The sequence below is a fragment of the Streptomyces sp. NPDC017940 genome (assembly GCF_044328435.1).
Taxonomy (GTDB): domain Bacteria; phylum Actinomycetota; class Actinomycetes; order Streptomycetales; family Streptomycetaceae; genus Streptomyces.
Genome location: NZ_JBIRHJ010000007.1, coordinates 147003 through 163669 on the forward strand (window position 1 = coordinate 147003; position 16667 = coordinate 163669).

Sequence of the window (16667 nt, forward strand, 5' to 3'; positions counted from 1 at the left end):
CACGTGAAAGTGCCCGGTACGTCGTCACCTAGGACGACGCACCGGGCACCCCGAGCCCACCGCGGCGCCTACGCGGGCACGCTCGCCACGCCCGGCTCCAGGAACCGCTTGCCGTTGACGCGCTCGCTGACGCCCTCACGGTCCAGGTACGGCGTGACGCCGCCCAGGTGGAAGGGCCAGCCCGCGCCGGTGATCAGGCACAGGTCGATGTCCTGCGCCTCGGCGACGACACCCTCGTCGAGCATGAGCCCGATCTCCTGGGCGACGGCGTCAAGGACGCGGGCGCGCACCTGCTCCTCGGTGAGCACCGAGTCGCCCTGCTTCAGGAGCGCGGCGACCTCCGGGTCCAGCTCCGGCTCGGCGCCCGTCCCGGCGGAGGGCAAGTAGAAGCCGCGCTTGCCCGCATCGACGACGGACTTCAGGTTCGGGGACACCGTGAAGCGGTCGGGGAAGGCCCGGTTGAGGGTCTGGGAGACGTGCAGGCCGATGGCCGGGCCGACCAGCTCCAGGAGCACCAGGGGCGACATCGGCAGGCCGAGCGGCTCGACGGCCTTCTCGGCCACCGGCACCGGGGTGCCCTCGTCGATGACGTTCTGGATCTCGCCCATGAAGCGGGTCAGGATGCGGTTCACGACGAACGCCGGGGCGTCCTTCACCAGGACCGCGGTCTTCTTCAGCTTCTTGGCGACACCGAAGGCCGTGGCCAGCGAGGCGTCGTCGGTCTGCTCGCCGCGCACGATCTCCAGGAGGGGGAGGATCGCGACCGGGTTGAAGAAGTGGAAGCCGACGACCCGCTCGGGGTGCTTCAGCTTCGACGCCATCTCCGTGACGGACAGCGACGAGGTGTTCGTGGCGAAGATCGCGTGCGCCGGGGCGACCGCCTCCACCTCCGCGAACACCTGCTGCTTGACGCCGATCTCCTCGAAGACGGCCTCGATGACGAAGTCCGCGTCCGCGAAGCCCTCCGCCTTGTCCAGGACACCGGAGACGAGTGCCTTCAGGCGGTTGGCCTTGTCCTGGCCGACGCGGCCCTTGAGGAGCAGCTTGTCGATCTCGGCGTGGACGTAGCCGACGCCCTTGTCGACGCGCTCCTGGTCGATGTCGGTCAGGACGACCGGCACCTCCAGGCGGCGCAGGAAGAGCAGGGCGAGCTGCGAGGCCATCAGACCGGCGCCCACGACGCCGACCTTGGTGACCGGCCGCGCCAGGTTCTTGTCCGGGGCGCCCGCGGGGCGCTTGGCGCGCTTCTGGACGAGGTTGAACGCGTAGATGCCGCTGCGCAGTTCGCCGCTCATGATGAGGTCCGCGAGCGCGGTGTCCTCGGCGTCGAAGCCCTTCTGGAGGTCGCCGTCCTTCGCGGCGGCGACGATGTCCAGGGCGCGGTACGCGGCCGGGGCCGCGCCGTGCACCTTGGAGTCCGCGACGGCCCGGCCGCGGGCGACCGCCGCGTCCCAGGCCTCGCCGCGGTCGATCTCCGGGCGCTCGACCTTCACGTCGCCCTTCAGGACGGACGCCGTCCACACCAGCGACTGCTCCAGGAAGTCCGCGCCCTCGAACAGCGCGTCCGCGATGCCGAGGTCGAAGACCTGCTTGCCCTTGAGCTGCTTGTTCTGGTTCAGCGAGTTCTCGATGATGACCGAAACCGCGCGGTCGGCGCCGATCAGGTTCGGAAGGAGCGTGCAGCCGCCCCAGCCGGGCACGAGGCCGAGGAAGACCTCGGGCAGGGAGAAGGCGGGCAGTGCCTTCGACACGGTGCGGTACGTGCAGTGCAGACCGACCTCGACGCCACCGCCCATGGCGGCGCCGTTGTAGTACGCGAACGTCGGCACGGCGAGCCCGGCGAGCCGCTTGAAGACGTCGTGGCCGCCCTTGCCGATGGCCAGCGCGTCCTCGTGCCGCTTGAGGATCTCGACGCCCTTGAGGTCGGCGCCGACGGCGAAGATGAACGGCTTGCCGGTGATGCCGACGCCGACGACCGTGCCCTCGGCGGCCTCCTTCTCGACCTGGTCGATCGCGGCGTCCAGGTTCGCGAGCGAGCCCGGGCCGAAGGTCGTCGGCTTGGTGTGGTCGAAGCCGTTGTCGAGGGTGATGAGGGCGAAGCGCCCCGCGCCCGCGGGCAGGTCGAGGTGGCGCACGTGCGCCTGGGTGACGACCTCGTCGGGGAACAGCTCGGCCGCGCCCTTCAGCAGCTCGGTGGTGGTGCTCACTTGTCGCCTCCGGCGTCCTTGTGGTGCGGGTTCTCCCAGATGACCGTGGCGCCCATGCCGAAGCCCACGCACATGGTGGTCAGGCCGTAGCGGACCTCGGGCTGCTCCTCGAACTGGCGCGCAAGCTGCGTCATCAGACGGACACCGGAGGAGGCGAGGGGGTGGCCGAAGGCGATGGCCCCGCCGTACTGGTTGACGCGGGAGTCGTCGTCGGCGATGCCGTAGTGCTCAAGGAAGGCGAGCACCTGGACGGCGAAGGCCTCGTTGATCTCGAAGAGACCGATGTCGTCGATGCTCAGGCCCGCCTGGGCGAGGGCCTTCTCGGTGGCCGGGATGGGGCCGTAGCCCATGACCTCCGGCTCGACCCCGGCGAAGGAGTACGAGACGAGCCGCATCTTTACGGGCAGGCCGTTCTCGCGGGCGAAGTCCTCGGAAGCGATGATGGAGGCGGTGGCGCCGTCGTTGAGCCCCGCGGCGTTGCCCGCCGTGACCCGGCCGTGCGTACGGAAGGGCGTCTTCAGGCCCGCGAGGTTCTCCAGGGTGGTGCCCGGACGCATGGGCTCGTCCTGGGTGGCGAGCCCCCAGCCGGTCTCGCCCGCCTCCTCGTTGGTGCGGCGTACGGAGACCGGCACCAGGTCCTGCTGGATCTTGCCGTTGGCGTACGCCTTGGCGGCCTTCTCCTGCGAGCGCACCGCGTACTCGTCGGCGCGCCGCTTGGTGATGGAGGGGTAGCGGTCGTGCAGGTTCTCCGCCGTCATGCCCATGAACAGGGCGGACTCGTCGACCAGCTTCTCGCTCACGAAGCGCGGGTTGGGGTCGACGCCCTCACCCATGGGGTGGCGGCCCATGTGCTCGACACCGCCGGCGATCACGGCGTCGTACGCGCCGAAGGCGATGGAGCCCGCGGTGGTGGTGACGGCCGTCAGGGCGCCCGCGCACATGCGGTCCACCGAGTAGCCCGGCACGGACTGCGGCAGCCCGGCGAGGATGCCGGCCGTGCGGCCGATGGTGAGCCCCTGGTCGCCGATCTGCGTGGTCGCGGCCACCGCGACCTCGTCGATCTTCGCGGGGTCCAGGGCCGGGTTGCGGCGAAGGAGCTCCCGGATCGCCTTGACGATCATGTCGTCGGCACGGGTCTCGTGGTAGATGCCCTTGGGGCCCGCCTTGCCGAACGGGGTGCGGACGCCGTCGACGAAGACGACGTCCCTGACGGTACGAGGCACGATGGCTCTCCTCCAGGGTGCGGTGCGCCTGCGGCGCGCTTCCTCGGGTCATGCTACTTGTCGGTAACTACATGGCCAAGGGTCCCCCCAAAGAGGGACACGTCACACGGGCCGGAGCGTCCTCGGCGGTCCTGGCCTCCGGACCGCTCGACGAGTGCGGTGACTCCGTCCAGCATCCGGGCGAGCCCGAAGGCGAACAGCTCGTCGAGTTCGAGTTCGAACTCCTCCTGCTCGAAGAGCGTCGACAGGAGCGGATAGGCCCCGGCCGTCTGGACCGTCACCATGCGTGGTTCGTTGGAGGCCATCCACTCCTCGGGCGTCATGCCGGTGTCCTGCCGCGCCTGCGACTCCAGCTCGACGGCCGCAGCGACGCCCTGGGCGTAGCCGAGGAGGGCGAGGTGGATGTGGATGGTCTGGGCCGGCGTCAGGCTGAGGCCCTTGAGGGTGCCGAGTACCCGCTCGGTGTACCGCATGGCGTGGGGCGAGGCCATCGGCCGGGTGAGTCCGGCCATGGTCCGTGCCAGCCAGGGGTGGCGCCGGTAGAGCCCCCACAGCCACCGCGCCTCCCGTTCGAGGCGCGCCCGCCAGCCGGACGGTCGCGGCCCCTGCGGCTCGCCGTCGAACACGGCCTCCGACATCAGCCGTACGAGTTCGCTTCTGCTCGGGACGTGGCGGTAGAGCGCCATGGTGGAGACGCCGAAGTCGGTCGCGACCCGGCGCATGGAGAGCGCGGCGAGCCCTTCGGCGTCGACGAGAGCGAGCGCGGCGCGCACGACGCGGTCCCGGGTGAGGCCGTGGTGGGGAGCCGGGGGCCGTTCCCGCCCGGCGTCGGCGACCACGGTGCCGACGCCGGGCACGGCCCGCACCAGGCCTTCCCGGTTCAGGGCGGCGAGCGCCTTCGTCGCGGTCGCCATCGCGACGCCCCACTCCTGGGTGATGCGCCGGGTGGAGGGGACGCGGGCGCCGGGCGCGAGTTCGCCGGAGGCGATGCGCCGACGGATGTCACCGGCGATACGGAGGTAGGGCGGTTCCAGGACCATGGCCATACTGTACTAGTGCACTGAGAGTGCGTTTGCCCACAGAATGCCTGCTGAGGGGCCGGGCAGGGCAGGGTGCACTAGACACCTGTTTGCCGTGTACGCCACGGTCGCGGTTCCCTGCCGCGCATGGAGAACACCCCCGGCCCCCGCGCGGGGCGCAAGGAATGGACCGCCCTCGGCGTCCTCATGCTGCCCCTGCTCCTGGTCTCGATGGACGTCTCGGTCCTGTACTTCGCGATTCCCTACGTCAGCCAGGACCTGGAGCCCAGCGCCACGCAGCAGCTGTGGATCCTCGACATGTACGGCTTCGTCCTCGCCGGACTGCTCATCACGATGGGTGCGCTCGGGGACCGGATCGGCAGGCGCACCCTGGTGCTCGCCGGAGCGGTGCTCTTCGGGGCGGCCTCGGTCGCCGCCGCGTACGCGCACACCGCCGACCTCCTCATCGCCGTACGCGCCCTGCTGGGGCTCGGCGGCGCCGCCCTGATGCCCTCGACCCTCGCCCTGATCCGCAACCTCTTCCACGACGCGCAGCAGCGCGGCAAGGCGGTGACCCTGTGGACCGCCGTCATGACCACGGGCATCTCGCTGGGGCCGGTGGTCAGCGGCCTGCTGCTCGAGCACTTCTGGTGGGGCGCGGTCTTCCTGATCAACCTGCCCGCGATGGTGCTGCTGCTCGTCCTTGTGCCCTTCCTGGTGCCGGAGTTCAAGACGGCGGGAGGCGAGCGCTTCGACCTGTTCGGCTCGGTGCTGTCCCTCGGGGCTGTGCTCCTGGTCATCCACGGCATCAAGGAGTGGGCCCGGCACGGGTACGAGCCGCTGCCCGCCCTCGCCATCGGCGTGGGGCTCCTGCTCGGCCTCGTCTTCACACGCCGCCAGAGGCACCTCGCACAGCCGATGATCGACGTCGCCCTGCTCGGCAGGCGCACCTTCGGCGGCCCGGTGTTCGCCAACCTCCTCGCGATGTTCGCCACCGTGGGGATGGCGGTCTTCCTCACCCAGTACCTTCAGTCCGTCCTCGGCCTGAGCCCGTTCGAGGCCGCACTGTGGAGCCTGGTGCCCGCCGCGGGCGTGGCCGTCATGGCCCCGGCGGGGGCCGCGCTCGCACGGCGCGTGGACCGCGCGTACGTGATGGGCGGCGGCTTCGTCCTGTCGGCCTGCGGGTTTCTCTGGCTGACCCAGGTGCGCGCCGATTCGGCGCTCTGGTTCACCCTCGCGGGCGCCTCCCTCTACGCGGGGGGCCTGGTCGCCGCCATGACCCTCGCCAACGAACTCGCCCTCGGCGCGGCACCGCCAGAGCGGGCGGGGTCGGCCGCCGCCGTCCTCGAATCGGGCCAGGAGCTCGGTGGAGCGCTGGGGATGGCCGTCCTCGGGTCCATCGGGGCAGCGGTCTACAGCAGGGACATGGCGGACGTGCCGCTCTCCGGCGTGCCGCAGGCCGAAGCCGTGCGGGAGACGCTGGGCGGCGCGACGGCCGCCGCGGCCGAGCTGCCCCACGGGACCGCTGCCGCCGTCACGGCGGCAGCCCGCGACGCCTTCACGCACGGAATGGACTACGCGGCCCTCGGCGCGGCCGCCGTCATGGCCGCGGCCGCCCTCTTCTCGTTCACCTGGCTGCGGGGTGCGGGCAGGACGCGACAGCCGGCGAAACCGGCGTCCCCGCGGCCCGGGAGCCTGGAGAGCCGCGAGGTCGACATCTGAGGGCCCCCGGGCGGGCCGGGCCCCCGCCTACGGCGCGGGCGTCGCGAGGGCGGTGGCCAGCGCCGGTGCGACCTGGCTGATCTGCCACGGACGGGCGCCGTAGGCGGCAAGCGCGGAGGCGACGGAGGTGACGGAGAGGTCGGCGGGGGGCTCCCAGCAGAGACGACGGACCGTGTCCGGGGTGATCAGGTTCTCCTGCGGCATGCCGAGGCGCTCGGCGAGCGCCGACACCGCCGCCCGCGCCGCGGAGAGCCGGGCCGCCGCGGCCGGATCCCGGTCGGCCCACGACCGGGGCGGCGGCGGCCCCGCCACCGCCTGCCCGGGCTGCGGCAGCTCCGCGTCCGGCAGCGCCCTGGCGCGGTCGACCGCGGTCTGCCACTGCTCCAGCTGACGCCGTCCCATCCGGTGCCCGAAGCCGGGCAGCGCGGTCAGCGCGTGCACGTTCGGGGGGAGGGCGAGGGCAGCCTCCACGATCGCGCCGTCACTGAGGACCTTGCCGGGGGAGACGTCCCGCCGCTGGGCGATCCGGTCCCGGGCCGTCCACAGCTCCCGTACGACGGCCATCTGCCGCCTGCGCCGCACCTTGTGCATGCCGGACGTACGCCGCCAGGGGTCCTTGCGGGGCGGCGCGGGCGGCGCGGACGCGATCGCGTCGAACTCCTCGCGGGCCCACTCCAGCTTGCCCTGCCGGTCCAGCTCCTTCTCCAGGGCGTCCCGCAGGTCGACGAGGAGCTCCACGTCGAGCGCGGCGTAGCGGAGCCAGGGCTCGGGGAGCGGGCGGGTGGACCAGTCGACCGCGGAGTGGCCCTTCTCCAGGACGTAGCCGAGGACGCTCTCGACCATCGCGCCGAGGCCGACCCGGGGGAACCCGGCGAGCCGCCCGGCGAGCTCGGTGTCGAAGACGGCGGACGGAACCATGCCTATTTCCCGCAGGCACGGCAGGTCCTGGGTCGCCGCGTGCAGCACCCACTCGGCACCGGCGAGCGCCTCGCCGAGCCCGGAGAGGTCGGGGCAGGCGACCGGGTCGATCAGTGCGGAGCCCGCGCCCTCGCGGCGGAGCTGGACGAGATACGCGCGCTGTCCGTAGCGGTAGCCGGAGGCGCGCTCGGCGTCCACGGCCACCGGTCCCGTACCGGCGGCAAATGCCGCGATGACCTGCGCGAGGGCATCAGGGTCCGCCACGACGGGCGGAATGCCGTCACGCGGTTCTAGGAGAGGGGTGGGTGTCCCTTCGACGGAGACGCCGGCGACGCCTTCGTCCGGAGGAGCGCCTCCGGTGGTTCGCAGTGAGCTGTCTGCTGCGGTCTCTTGGGCGTCGGTCACCTGTCAAGGGTATCTGTGAACGCACGGCGCCCGTCGACGGAACGTTACGTCGACGGGCGGCGAGGGGGTGTGAATCAGTCAGTGGATGATGCCCGTGCGCAGGGCCACCGCGACCATTCCCGCGCGGTCGCCGGTGCCGAGCTTGCGTGCGATGCGGGCGAGGTGGCTCTTTACGGTCAACGCGGACAGGCCCATCGAGACTCCGATGGCCTTGTTGGACTGGCCCTCGGCCACCAGGCGGAGCACTTCCACCTCGCGGCCCGACAGCTCGCGGTAGCCGCCCGGGTGGCTCGGGGTGCCCGGCGGGCGCCGGTGCATACGGGCGGCGGCGGAGCCGATGGGGGCGGCGCCGGGGCGGGTGGGGAGCCCCACATTGGTTCGGGTGCCGGTGACGACGTAGCCCTTGACGCCGCCCGCGAGGGCGTTGCGCACGGCGCCGATGTCATCGGCGGCGGAGAGCGCGAGTCCGTTGGGCCAGCCCGCGGCACGGGTCTCGGACAGGAGGGTCAGGCCGGAGCCGTCGGGCAGATGGACGTCGGCGACGCAGATGTCGCGGGGGTTGCCGATGCGGGGACGAGCCTCCGCGATGGACGAGGCCTCGATGACGTCACGTACACCGAGGGCCCACAGGTGGCGGGTCACGGTGGAGCGGACGCGGGGGTCGGCCACGACGACCATGGCGGTCGGCTTGTTCGGGCGGTAGGCGACCAGGCTTGCGGGCTGCTCGAGAAGAACGGACACCAGGCCTCCTGGGGTGGCGGAACGGAACCGGCGCGGGGATGAAGCCGGGACGAACCGTGCTTTTCAAGGTCACAAACCTCTTCGGCACCAAAGCCACCCGCCTTTAGGGAATGATCACGATTTGGTGAGTAACAATTCGGACGAGTCGGACATGTGATCGATCATCCGACGATCAAAACCTCTCACCAGGCGTATCGCTCCGCGCCCGGCGCGCCGTTCGCGCCCCCGCGTCAACCGCGGGGGTCACCTTTGCGCCCGCGCCCTGCTGCGGGGCGCGCGTCGTTGCCGTGCCGTGCGCGGGGCACGGCGTGCCGTGCGGGGGGCGTGCCGTGCCGTGGCTCGGCGTGCCGCGCGTGGGGCGTGCCGTGCGGCGGCGGGGCGTGCGCGGGGCGTGGGGCGTGCCGGGTCTTCACGCGGGGCGTGGGGCGTGCCGGGTCCTTACGCGGGGCGTGGGCCGCGTCGCTGCGGCAGTGACACCACGGAGCCGTCGGCCGCCGCGGCCGGGGGCAGTCCCGCGATCTGGCACAGCAGGTCGCACCACGCCACCAGGTGCGCCCCGGTGTCCGGTACCCCGCCGGCCGCCTCGCGCGGCGTCCACGACGCGCGGATCTCGATCTGGGAGGCGGGCGGGCGCTCGGCGAGGCCGCCGAAGTAGTGCGAGCCCGCCCTCGTCACCGTGCCGCTCGGCTCCCCGCACGCCAGGCCCCTGGCCCCCAGCGCCCCGGTCAGCCAGGACCAGCACACCTCCGGAAGGAGCGGGTCCGCCGCCATCTCCGGCTCCAGCTCCGCCCGTACCAGGGTCACCAGGCGGAACGTCCCCTTCCAGGCGTCGTGCCCCGCCGGATCGTGCAGCAGCACGAGCCTTCCGTCCGCCAGGTCCTCGTCGTCCTCGACGACGGCCGCCTCCAGTGCGTACGCGTACGGGGCGAGGCGTTTGGGGGGCGGGGTCGGATCGATCTCGATCTGCGGCCGCAGCCGTGCCCCGCGCAGTGCGTCGACCGCAGCGCGAAACGGTGGCGGGCCGGTGTCCGCCACCCCCTGTGCGCCGTCCATCTCGTCGGCGCCGTCCGACCGTTGTTCTTGAGCCGCAGCCATGCGGGGAAGGTTAAGGGGAACGGCGCCTCCGTGCAGGGAGGCGCCCCTTTCGGGGCGCGCTTCGCTCTTCCCTTGACCCTGTGGGGGTGGGGTGTGGGGGGTGAGACTTTCTGGGGGGGGGCGGGGTGGGGGGCTGTCGCGCTGCGCGCTCGTCCTCAAGCGCCGGACGGGCTTGTGGTGCGCTGCGCGTTCGTCCTCGGGTGGGTGGTGGGTTTGTCGCGCTGCGCGCTCGTCCTCAAACGCCGGACGGGCTGATACTGCGCTGCCGGTTCGTTCTTGGGTGCCGGACGGGCTGGTGCTGCGCTGCGGGTTCGTTCTTGGGTGCCGGGCGGGTTGAGAGTGCGCTGCGGGTTCGTTCTTGGGTGTCGGGCGGGCTGGTGCTGAGCTGCCGGTTCGTTCTTGGGTGTCGGGCGGGCTGAGAGTGCGCTGCGCGTTCGTTCTCGGGTGTCGGGCGGGCTGGTGCTGCGCTGCCGGTTCGTTCTTGGGGGTCGGGCTTGGGTGTCGGGTGGGGATTGGTGGTCCCGGGGGTTTGGGGGGGTGGGGGCGTGCGAGACTTTGGGGGTGAGTGTCAATGACGAGGCCGTCGGCCAGCAGACCGCAGCGACGTACGACTCCGCCTTCCTGAAGGCGTGCAGGCGCGAGCCCGTGCCGCACACGCCGGTCTGGTTCATGCGGCAGGCAGGGCGCTCACTGCCCGAGTACCGCAAGGTCCGTGCGGGCACCGCCATGCTGGAGTCCTGCATGATGCCGGAGCTGGTCACGGAGATCACGTTGCAGCCGGTGCGCCGCCACGGCGTGGACGCCGCGATCTACTTCAGCGACATCGTCGTACCGCTCAAGGCCATCGGCATCGACCTCGACATCAAGCCGGGCGTCGGTCCCGTCGTGGAGCAGCCGGTCCGCACCCGCGCGGACCTCGCGCGGCTGCGGGACCTGACGCCGGAGGACGTCCCGTACGTCACCGAGGCCATCGGCATGCTCACCCGGGAGCTGGGCGAGACGCCGCTCATCGGATTCGCGGGCGCCCCCTTCACCCTGGCGAGCTACCTCGTCGAGGGCGGTCCGAGCCGCAATCACGAGCACACCAAGGCCATGATGTACGGCGACCCGCAGCTGTGGGCCGACCTCGTGGACCGGCTCGCGGAGATCACCGGCGCTTTCCTGAAGGTGCAGATCGAGGCCGGCGCCAGTGCCGTGCAGCTCTTCGACTCCTGGGTCGGCGCGCTCGCCCCCGCCGACTACCGCCGCTCCGTGATGCCCGCGTCCCGCAAGGTCTTCGACGCCGTCTCCGGGTACGGGGTGCCGCGCATCCACTTCGGCGTCGGCACCGGAGAACTGCTCGGGCTCCTCGGCGAGGCCGGGGCCGACGTGGTCGGCGTGGACTGGCGGGTGCCGCTCGACGAGGCCGCCCGGCGGGTCGGGCCCGGCAGGGCGCTCCAGGGCAACATCGACCCGGCCGTGCTCTTCGCCTCGCGCGAGGCGGTCGAGGCGAAGGCCGACGACGTGCTCGCCGCGGCGGCGGGCCTCGACGGGCACATCTTCAACCTCGGCCACGGCGTGCTGCCCACCACCGACCCGGACGCACTGACCCGGCTCGTGGAGTACGTCCACACGCGTACCGCTTCCTGAGGCCGGGCGGGGGCACCCCCCGCCGGACCCGGACGCGCCTACAGCGGTACGAGCACCGCCGCTTCCCACAGCTCCGTCAGCGACTCCGCAAGGGTGTGCTCGGGGTGCCAGCGCAGTTCGCGGGCCGCCGCGGTGATGTCCGCGCACTGCCAGGGGACCGCCGCCGAGCGGCCGGAGCCGGGGGATTCCTCCAGGCGGCCGAGGAAGCCCGCCGTGCGGACCAGGCCGTGCGCCAGGTCGCGCACCGGTATCGCCCGGCCGCTGCCGATGTTGAGCACCGGGGGGAGCGGGCCGGGAGCCGTCACCGCCAGGGCCGCCGCGCGGGCCACGTCGCGCACGTCGACGAAGTCGCGCTGGACCGACAGGTCGCCGACGCGGATCGTGCCGTGCGGGGAGTGCGCGGTGGCGTGCCGCAGCTCGGCGGCGAGCCTGCCCGGCAGGCCCGCGGAGGTCGCGCCCGCGCCGACCGGGTTCGTCACCCGCAGGACGACCGCGTCGAGGCCCGACGCCGTGACGGCGAGGGTCCCCGCGAGCTTGGTCGCGCCGTACGGGGCCGGCGGCCGGGCCGGGGCGTCCTCCGGTGTCCGCTCCCTGCCGCGGCACGGCCCGTACTCGGCCGCGGAGCCCAGGTGCACCAGGCGCGCGCCCGGCGCGGCGGCCCGCATCGCCGCGCACAGGGCGGCCGGGCCGCGGGCGTTGACCTCCGCGAGGGTCAGGACGCTGCCGCCGACCACCCCCGCGCAGTTGACGACCGCGTCCGGTGCGACCGCCGCGAGGGCGTCCGCGAGGCCGCCCTGCGGGTCGGTGGCCAGGTCGAAGCGCACGTCGGAGTCAGGGGCACGGCCGCCGGTGAGCACCTGTGTGCCCGGCAGGGCGCGCAGCCGCTCGGCGATGTGCCCGCCCAGGTATCCGGTAGAGCCCAGGACGAGTATCCGCACTCCGTCACGCTCCCTCGCTCAGCTGACGGTCCTGTCCGTCACGCTCCGATGCGTCACATGGTGCGTGCAGAAGGTGAGGCCTGTGCTGATTCTGTGAAAACTGGCGGAAAAGAGCTGGGATCAATGGAGAGGTGTGACATGGGGTGTGGGGGTGAGCGGAGCGCTTACACGTGCATGCATAGGGGTGTACGCCCTCGCGCCGCACGCCTCCGGCAGCGGGTCCGTAAGGGGCCGGAATCAGCCACGCCGCAGCGCTTCCCCTCCGCCTCGCCGGAACCCCGGGACGGAGGGAAAGCGCGTTCTGACCTGCACACCCGGTGTCTGCCGGGGAGGCCGGGGGCACGGCAGTTCAGGCCGCACTCCGGGCGCCGCGCCTCACCCGTCCCTCGCGGGGTTCGCGCGCCCGGGCGCCTTCCGCTGGGTTCGCGCGCGCCCACCCGCCCCTCGCGGGGTATTGTGCGCCCCGCCGACCCCGGCCCCGAGGGGCCCTACGCGCCGGAGCCCGCCCGTACCGCCGCCACCGCCTTGCGCGCGGCCACCAGGACCGGGTCCCACACGGGCGAGAACGGCGGCGCGTAGCCCAGGTCGAGGGCGGTCATCTGCTCCACCGTCATCCGGGCGGTGAGCGCGACGGCCGCCACGTCGACCCGCTTGCCCGCGCCCTCGCGGCCCACGATCTGGGTGCCGAGGAGACGGCCCGTGCGGCGTTCGGCGAGCATCTTCACCGTCATCGTGGCCGCTCCGGGGAAGTATCCTGCGCGGCTCGTCGACTCGATGGTCACCGCCTCGTACTGCAACCCCGCCGAGCGCGCGTCCTTCTCCCGCAGGCCCGTCCGGGCGATCTCCAGGTCGCACACCTTGCTCACGGCCGTACCGACGACACCGGGGAACGTCGCGTAGCCACCGCCCACGTTCGAGCCGATGACCTGCCCGTGCTTGTTGGCGTGCGTGCCGAGCGCGATGTGCCGCTCGCGGCCCGACACCAGGTCGAGGACCTCCACGCAGTCGCCGCCCGCCCAGATCGCCCCGCCCGCGACAGGGCCGCGCACCCGCATCGAGAGGTCCGTGAGCAGCCCGCCGTGGTCACCGAGCGGCAGCCCCGCGACGCGGGCCAGCTCCGTCTCGGGGACCACGCCCATGCCGAGCACCACCACGTCCGCGGGGAACTCGTCGTCGCCCGCGGCCACCGCGCGCGCCCTGCCGTCGTCCCCGGTGCGGATCGCGGTGACCTCGGTGTCGTTGACCATCGTGATGCCCATGCCGGTCATCGCCTCGTGCACCAGGCGGCCCATGTCCGGGTCGAGGGTGGCCATCGGCTCCTCGCCGCGGTTGACGACCGTGACCTCGTAGCCGCGCCGCAGCAGGGCCTCCGCCATCTCCACGCCGATGTAACCGGCGCCGACCACCACCGCCCTGCGCCCCTCCGTGTCACCGAGCGTGTCCAGGAGCGCCTGGCCGTCGTCGAGGGTCTGCACGCCGTGCACGCCCGGCGCGTCGATGCCGGGCAGGTCCGGGCGCAGCGGCCGGGCGCCGGTGGCGATCACGAGCTTGTCGTACGACGTCCACTCCTCGGCGCCCGACGCGAGGTCCCGCGCGCGCACCCGGCGCTCCCGCGGGTCGATCTCCAGGACCTCGGTGCGCATCCGCAGGTCGATGTCGCGCTTTCGGTGCTCCTGCGGCGTCCGCGCGACCAGCGCGTCCCGCTCGGCCACGTCACCGGCCACCCAGTAGGGGATGCCGCAGGCCGAGAACGAGGTGAAGTTCCCCCGCTCGAACGCCACGATCTCCAGCTCCTGCGGGTCCTTGAGCCTGCGCGCCTGGGAGGCGGCCGACATCCCGGCAGCGTCCCCTCCGATGATCACCAGTCGTTCACTCATACGCACACGCTACGGGGCAGGTCGCACGGGCTTCCGGTGCCGCCCCCCGGCACGGCACCGGAAGCCCTGTCCTGCCCGGGCGCACCTCACGTACCGTCAGGCGCGGCTGGGGTGTCCGGGGTTCCGGGGCCGCGTGGGGCCTCCGGCCCGCCGGGCCCGGCGGGAGGCCCGGCCGCGGGCCCCTGGAACCTCGCGGGCCCCGCGGCCCCCCGCCGCGCGATGCGGGGCCGTGCCACCCGCAGCCACAGCAGCCCGAGCAGCGCCGCGACCGCCGCGAACGGCAGGGCCGCCGCCAGGGCGACCGCCACCCACCTCAGGACCGTGACGAACGCGCCCCACCCTCCGGACAGCGCGTCGGTGAAGGACGTGCCGTCACCGCCGCCGTCCGCCGCGGACGACCGCGGCGTCTCGGTGAGCGCGAGCGTGATGGTCGCCATCGTGGTGCGGTCCTTCAGCGAGGCCTGCTGGGCGAGCAGGGACTCCAGGTCCGACTGGCGGCTGCTCAGCTCGCCCTCCAGGGACACGATGTCGCCGATCTTCGCGGCCCTGTCCATCAGCGCCCGCACCCGCGCCACGCTCGCCCGCTGCGTCCTGATCCGGCTCTCGACGTCCACGACCTGCTCGGTGACGTCCTCCGCCCTCGCGGAGCGGCTGACGAGGCGGCCCGTGCCCGCGAGTGCGGAGAGGACCTGGCCGTAGCGGTCCTGCGGGACCCGCAGGACGACGCGCGAGCGGTCGTCGCCGTTCCGGTCGCGGTCCGTGGACTCCTCGCCCACCAGGCCGCCCGCGCCCTCGGCCACCGCGCGCGCCCGGTCCAGGGCGCGCGGCACGTCCTTGACGCGCACCGTCAGGGACGCGGAGCGGACGACGTGGCTGTCCGCGGGCCGCGCGACGCCCCCGGGCCCGCGCGCCCTGCCGCCCTCGCGCCCCCCGGCGGGACCGGTGTCCCCGGCGCGACCACGCCCCCGGTCCGCCTGCCCGCCGTCGAGCCCGGCGGCTTTCTTCCCGGTGTCCTGGCGTGCCGCCGCGCCTTTGTCGTTCCCGCCGCGGGCCGTGTCGTCGTCGCCCGCGCCACCGCACCCGGCGAGCACGAGCGCGAGCAGCAGGGCGGCGGGCGCGGTGGCCCACCGGCGCCACGGCCCGCCGGAGGGTTTCGACGTACCGGGTGTCCTGGGCGTACCGGGTGCCCTGGACGTACCAGGCGTCCTTGACGTGTGCATCGGCGTACCCCCGAGGGTCGTGGTGAAGGTGCTCCTACGACGCCGGGGTGCCTCCGCGAGTTCGACCCCCGAGGTCCCGAACCGGTCCCGGCGGGGTCACGGAGCGGACTCGCCCGGGTGCCGGAGGGGCCGGGGGTGTTTGAGAGAGTGGGGGCATGCGCGCAGCGGACGGTCACACCGGTACGGACAACGGCCTCGGCACGGGCCATGGGCACGTCGTGGTCATCGGCGGAGGCATCGCGGGACTCGCCGCCGCGCACCGCCTGCTCGGCACCGGCGCGCGCGTCACCCTGTACGAGGCCTCCGCGCGGCTCGGCGGGAAGCTGCACGCCGGTGAGATCGCCGGCGTCCGCGTCGACCTCGGCGCCGAGTCGATGCTCGCCCGCAGGCCGGAGGCCGTCGCCCTGGCACGTGCGGTGGGCCTCGCCGACCGGTTGCAGCCGCCCGCCACCGCGGGTGCCGCCCTGTGGACCCGGGACGCGCTGCGGCCCCTGCCCAAGGGCACCGTCATGGGCGTACCCGGTGACGCCGCCGCCCTCGCGGGCATCCTCTCCGAGGACGGGCTCCGCCGTATCGAACAGGACCGCGAGCTGCCGCCCACGGAGGTCGGCGACGACGTCGCGGTCGGTGAGTACGTCGCACGGCGCGTCGGCCGCGAGGTCGTCGACCGGATGGTGGAACCCCTGCTCGGCGGGGTGTACGCGGGCGACGCCTACCGCATCTCGATGCGCTCGGCCGTACCCCAGCTCTTCGAGGCCGCCCGCAGCCACACCTCCCTCACCGAAGGCGTCCGCGCCCTCCAGGCCCGCGCGGCACAGCACCAGCAGACCGGTCCGGTGTTCATGGGCATCGACGGCGGCGTCGGCACCCTCCCGCTCGCCGTCGCGGACGCCGTACGGGCACACGGCGGGCGGATCGTGCTCGACAGCCCCGTGCACGGCCTGCGCCGTACCGCCGAGGGCTGGGAGGTACGGGTCGGCGGCCGGAACGGCCACGGCGGCGGGGGCGAAGGACACATCGAGCGCGCCGACGCCGTCGTCCTCGCGCTGCCCGCGCCCGCGGCCGCCCGGCTCCTCGACCACGAGGTGCCCGCGGCCGCCGCCGAGCTGCGCGCCGTCGAGTACGCCTCCATGGCCCTGATCACCCTCGCCTACCGGCGTGCCGACGCGGCCGCGCTGCCCGCGGGCAGCGGGTTCCTGGTGCCGCCCGTGGACGGACGCACCATCAAGGCCGCCACCTTCGCCACCCAGAAGTGGGGCTGGATCGCCGACCAGGACCCGGACCTGTTCGTGCTGCGCGCCTCCGTGGGCCGCCACGGCGACGAGAAGGACATCGGCCGCCCCGACGCCGAGCTGGTCGACATCGCGCGGCAGGACCTGCGCACCGCCACCGGCCTCGCCGCCGCCCCCGTCGAGTCGGCCGTCACCCGCTGGCACGAGGGCCTGCCGCAGTACCCGGTCGGCCACCACGCGCGCGTGGCCCGCGTCCGGGAGCACGTGGCGCGGATGCCGGGCCTCGTGATCTGCGGAGCGGCGTACGACGGAGTGGGCATCCCGGCCTGCGTCGCCGGAGCGCACGCGGCCGTCGACCAGCTGGCGGGAGACCTCTCCGGAGTGCGCCGGCTCACCGCCGACCCGGTGCAGAGCCTGCACGGCGGCGCGGGAGAATAGGGC

The 16667-nt window shown here is 73.5% G+C and carries 12 protein-coding genes; 3 read left to right on the forward strand and 9 right to left on the reverse strand.

The features are described 5' to 3' along the window. Window positions 1-68 precede the first annotated feature (68 nt). The 3 genes from ACH4DX_RS24290 to ACH4DX_RS24300 are packed head-to-tail and all read right to left on the reverse strand — an operon-like array spanning window position 69 to window position 4470. On the reverse strand, window positions 69-2207 hold the full coding sequence (locus ACH4DX_RS24290; protein WP_398115602.1) for a 3-hydroxyacyl-CoA dehydrogenase NAD-binding domain-containing protein: 2139 nt from the start codon (window positions 2205-2207) through the stop codon (window positions 69-71). After that, complete coding sequence (locus ACH4DX_RS24295; RefSeq protein ID WP_398156666.1) at window positions 2204-3430, reverse strand: acetyl-CoA C-acyltransferase; 1227 nt, start codon at window positions 3428-3430, stop codon at window positions 2204-2206. The genes ACH4DX_RS24290 and ACH4DX_RS24295 overlap by 4 nt, the downstream gene beginning before the upstream one ends. Window positions 3431-3483: 53 nt before the next feature. Then, on the reverse strand, window positions 3484-4470 hold the full coding sequence (locus tag ACH4DX_RS24300; RefSeq protein ID WP_398156667.1) for a TetR/AcrR family transcriptional regulator C-terminal domain-containing protein: 987 nt from the start codon (window positions 4468-4470) through the stop codon (window positions 3484-3486). A 126-nt stretch (window positions 4471-4596) separates the two neighbouring features. Between ACH4DX_RS24300 and ACH4DX_RS24305 the strand changes: the two genes are divergently transcribed. Then, window positions 4597-6171, forward strand: coding sequence for an MFS transporter (locus ACH4DX_RS24305; protein WP_398156668.1), 1575 nt, complete (start codon window positions 4597-4599; stop codon window positions 6169-6171). A 27-nt stretch (window positions 6172-6198) separates the two neighbouring features. Here ACH4DX_RS24305 and ACH4DX_RS24310 read toward each other — a convergent pair whose 3' ends face one another. From ACH4DX_RS24310 to ACH4DX_RS24320, 3 genes are all read right to left on the reverse strand, one after another. Next, on the reverse strand, window positions 6199-7494 hold the full coding sequence (locus ACH4DX_RS24310) for an HRDC domain-containing protein (RefSeq protein ID WP_398156669.1): 1296 nt from the start codon (window positions 7492-7494) through the stop codon (window positions 6199-6201). A 78-nt stretch (window positions 7495-7572) separates the two neighbouring features. Beyond that, on the reverse strand, window positions 7573-8235 hold the full coding sequence (locus tag ACH4DX_RS24315) for a response regulator transcription factor (protein WP_016643199.1): 663 nt from the start codon (window positions 8233-8235) through the stop codon (window positions 7573-7575). 438 nt (window positions 8236-8673) lie between these two features. Next, complete coding sequence (locus tag ACH4DX_RS24320) at window positions 8674-9330, reverse strand: DUF3000 domain-containing protein (protein WP_398115592.1); 657 nt, start codon at window positions 9328-9330, stop codon at window positions 8674-8676. A gap of 561 nt (window positions 9331-9891) precedes the next feature. On the opposite strand from ACH4DX_RS24320, the gene hemE reads away from it, so the two are divergent. Next, the gene (hemE, locus tag ACH4DX_RS24325) at window positions 9892-10959 is read left to right on the forward strand and encodes a uroporphyrinogen decarboxylase (RefSeq protein ID WP_398156670.1); all 1068 of its coding nucleotides are present in this window, start codon (window positions 9892-9894) and stop codon (window positions 10957-10959) included. Between the two features lie 38 nt (window positions 10960-10997). Here the strand turns inward: hemE and ACH4DX_RS24330 are convergent, their stop codons facing one another. From ACH4DX_RS24330 to ACH4DX_RS24340, 3 genes are all read right to left on the reverse strand, one after another. Further along, entirely contained in the window at window positions 10998-11897 is a 900-nt protein-coding gene (locus ACH4DX_RS24330) for an NAD-dependent epimerase/dehydratase family protein (protein ID WP_398156671.1), read from the reverse strand. Window positions 11898-12385: 488 nt separating this feature from the next. Further along, the gene (locus tag ACH4DX_RS24335) at window positions 12386-13774 is read right to left on the reverse strand and encodes an FAD-dependent oxidoreductase (RefSeq protein WP_398156672.1); all 1389 of its coding nucleotides are present in this window, start codon (window positions 13772-13774) and stop codon (window positions 12386-12388) included. A gap of 86 nt (window positions 13775-13860) precedes the next feature. Beyond that, on the reverse strand, window positions 13861-14994 hold the full coding sequence (locus ACH4DX_RS24340) for a DUF4349 domain-containing protein (protein ID WP_398156673.1): 1134 nt from the start codon (window positions 14992-14994) through the stop codon (window positions 13861-13863). 155 nt (window positions 14995-15149) lie between these two features. On the opposite strand from ACH4DX_RS24340, the gene hemG reads away from it, so the two are divergent. After that, window positions 15150-16664 (forward strand): protoporphyrinogen oxidase, encoded by a 1515-nt coding sequence (gene hemG / locus ACH4DX_RS24345; protein WP_398156674.1) that lies wholly within the window; start codon window positions 15150-15152, stop codon window positions 16662-16664. Window positions 16665-16667: the final 3 nt, after the last annotated feature.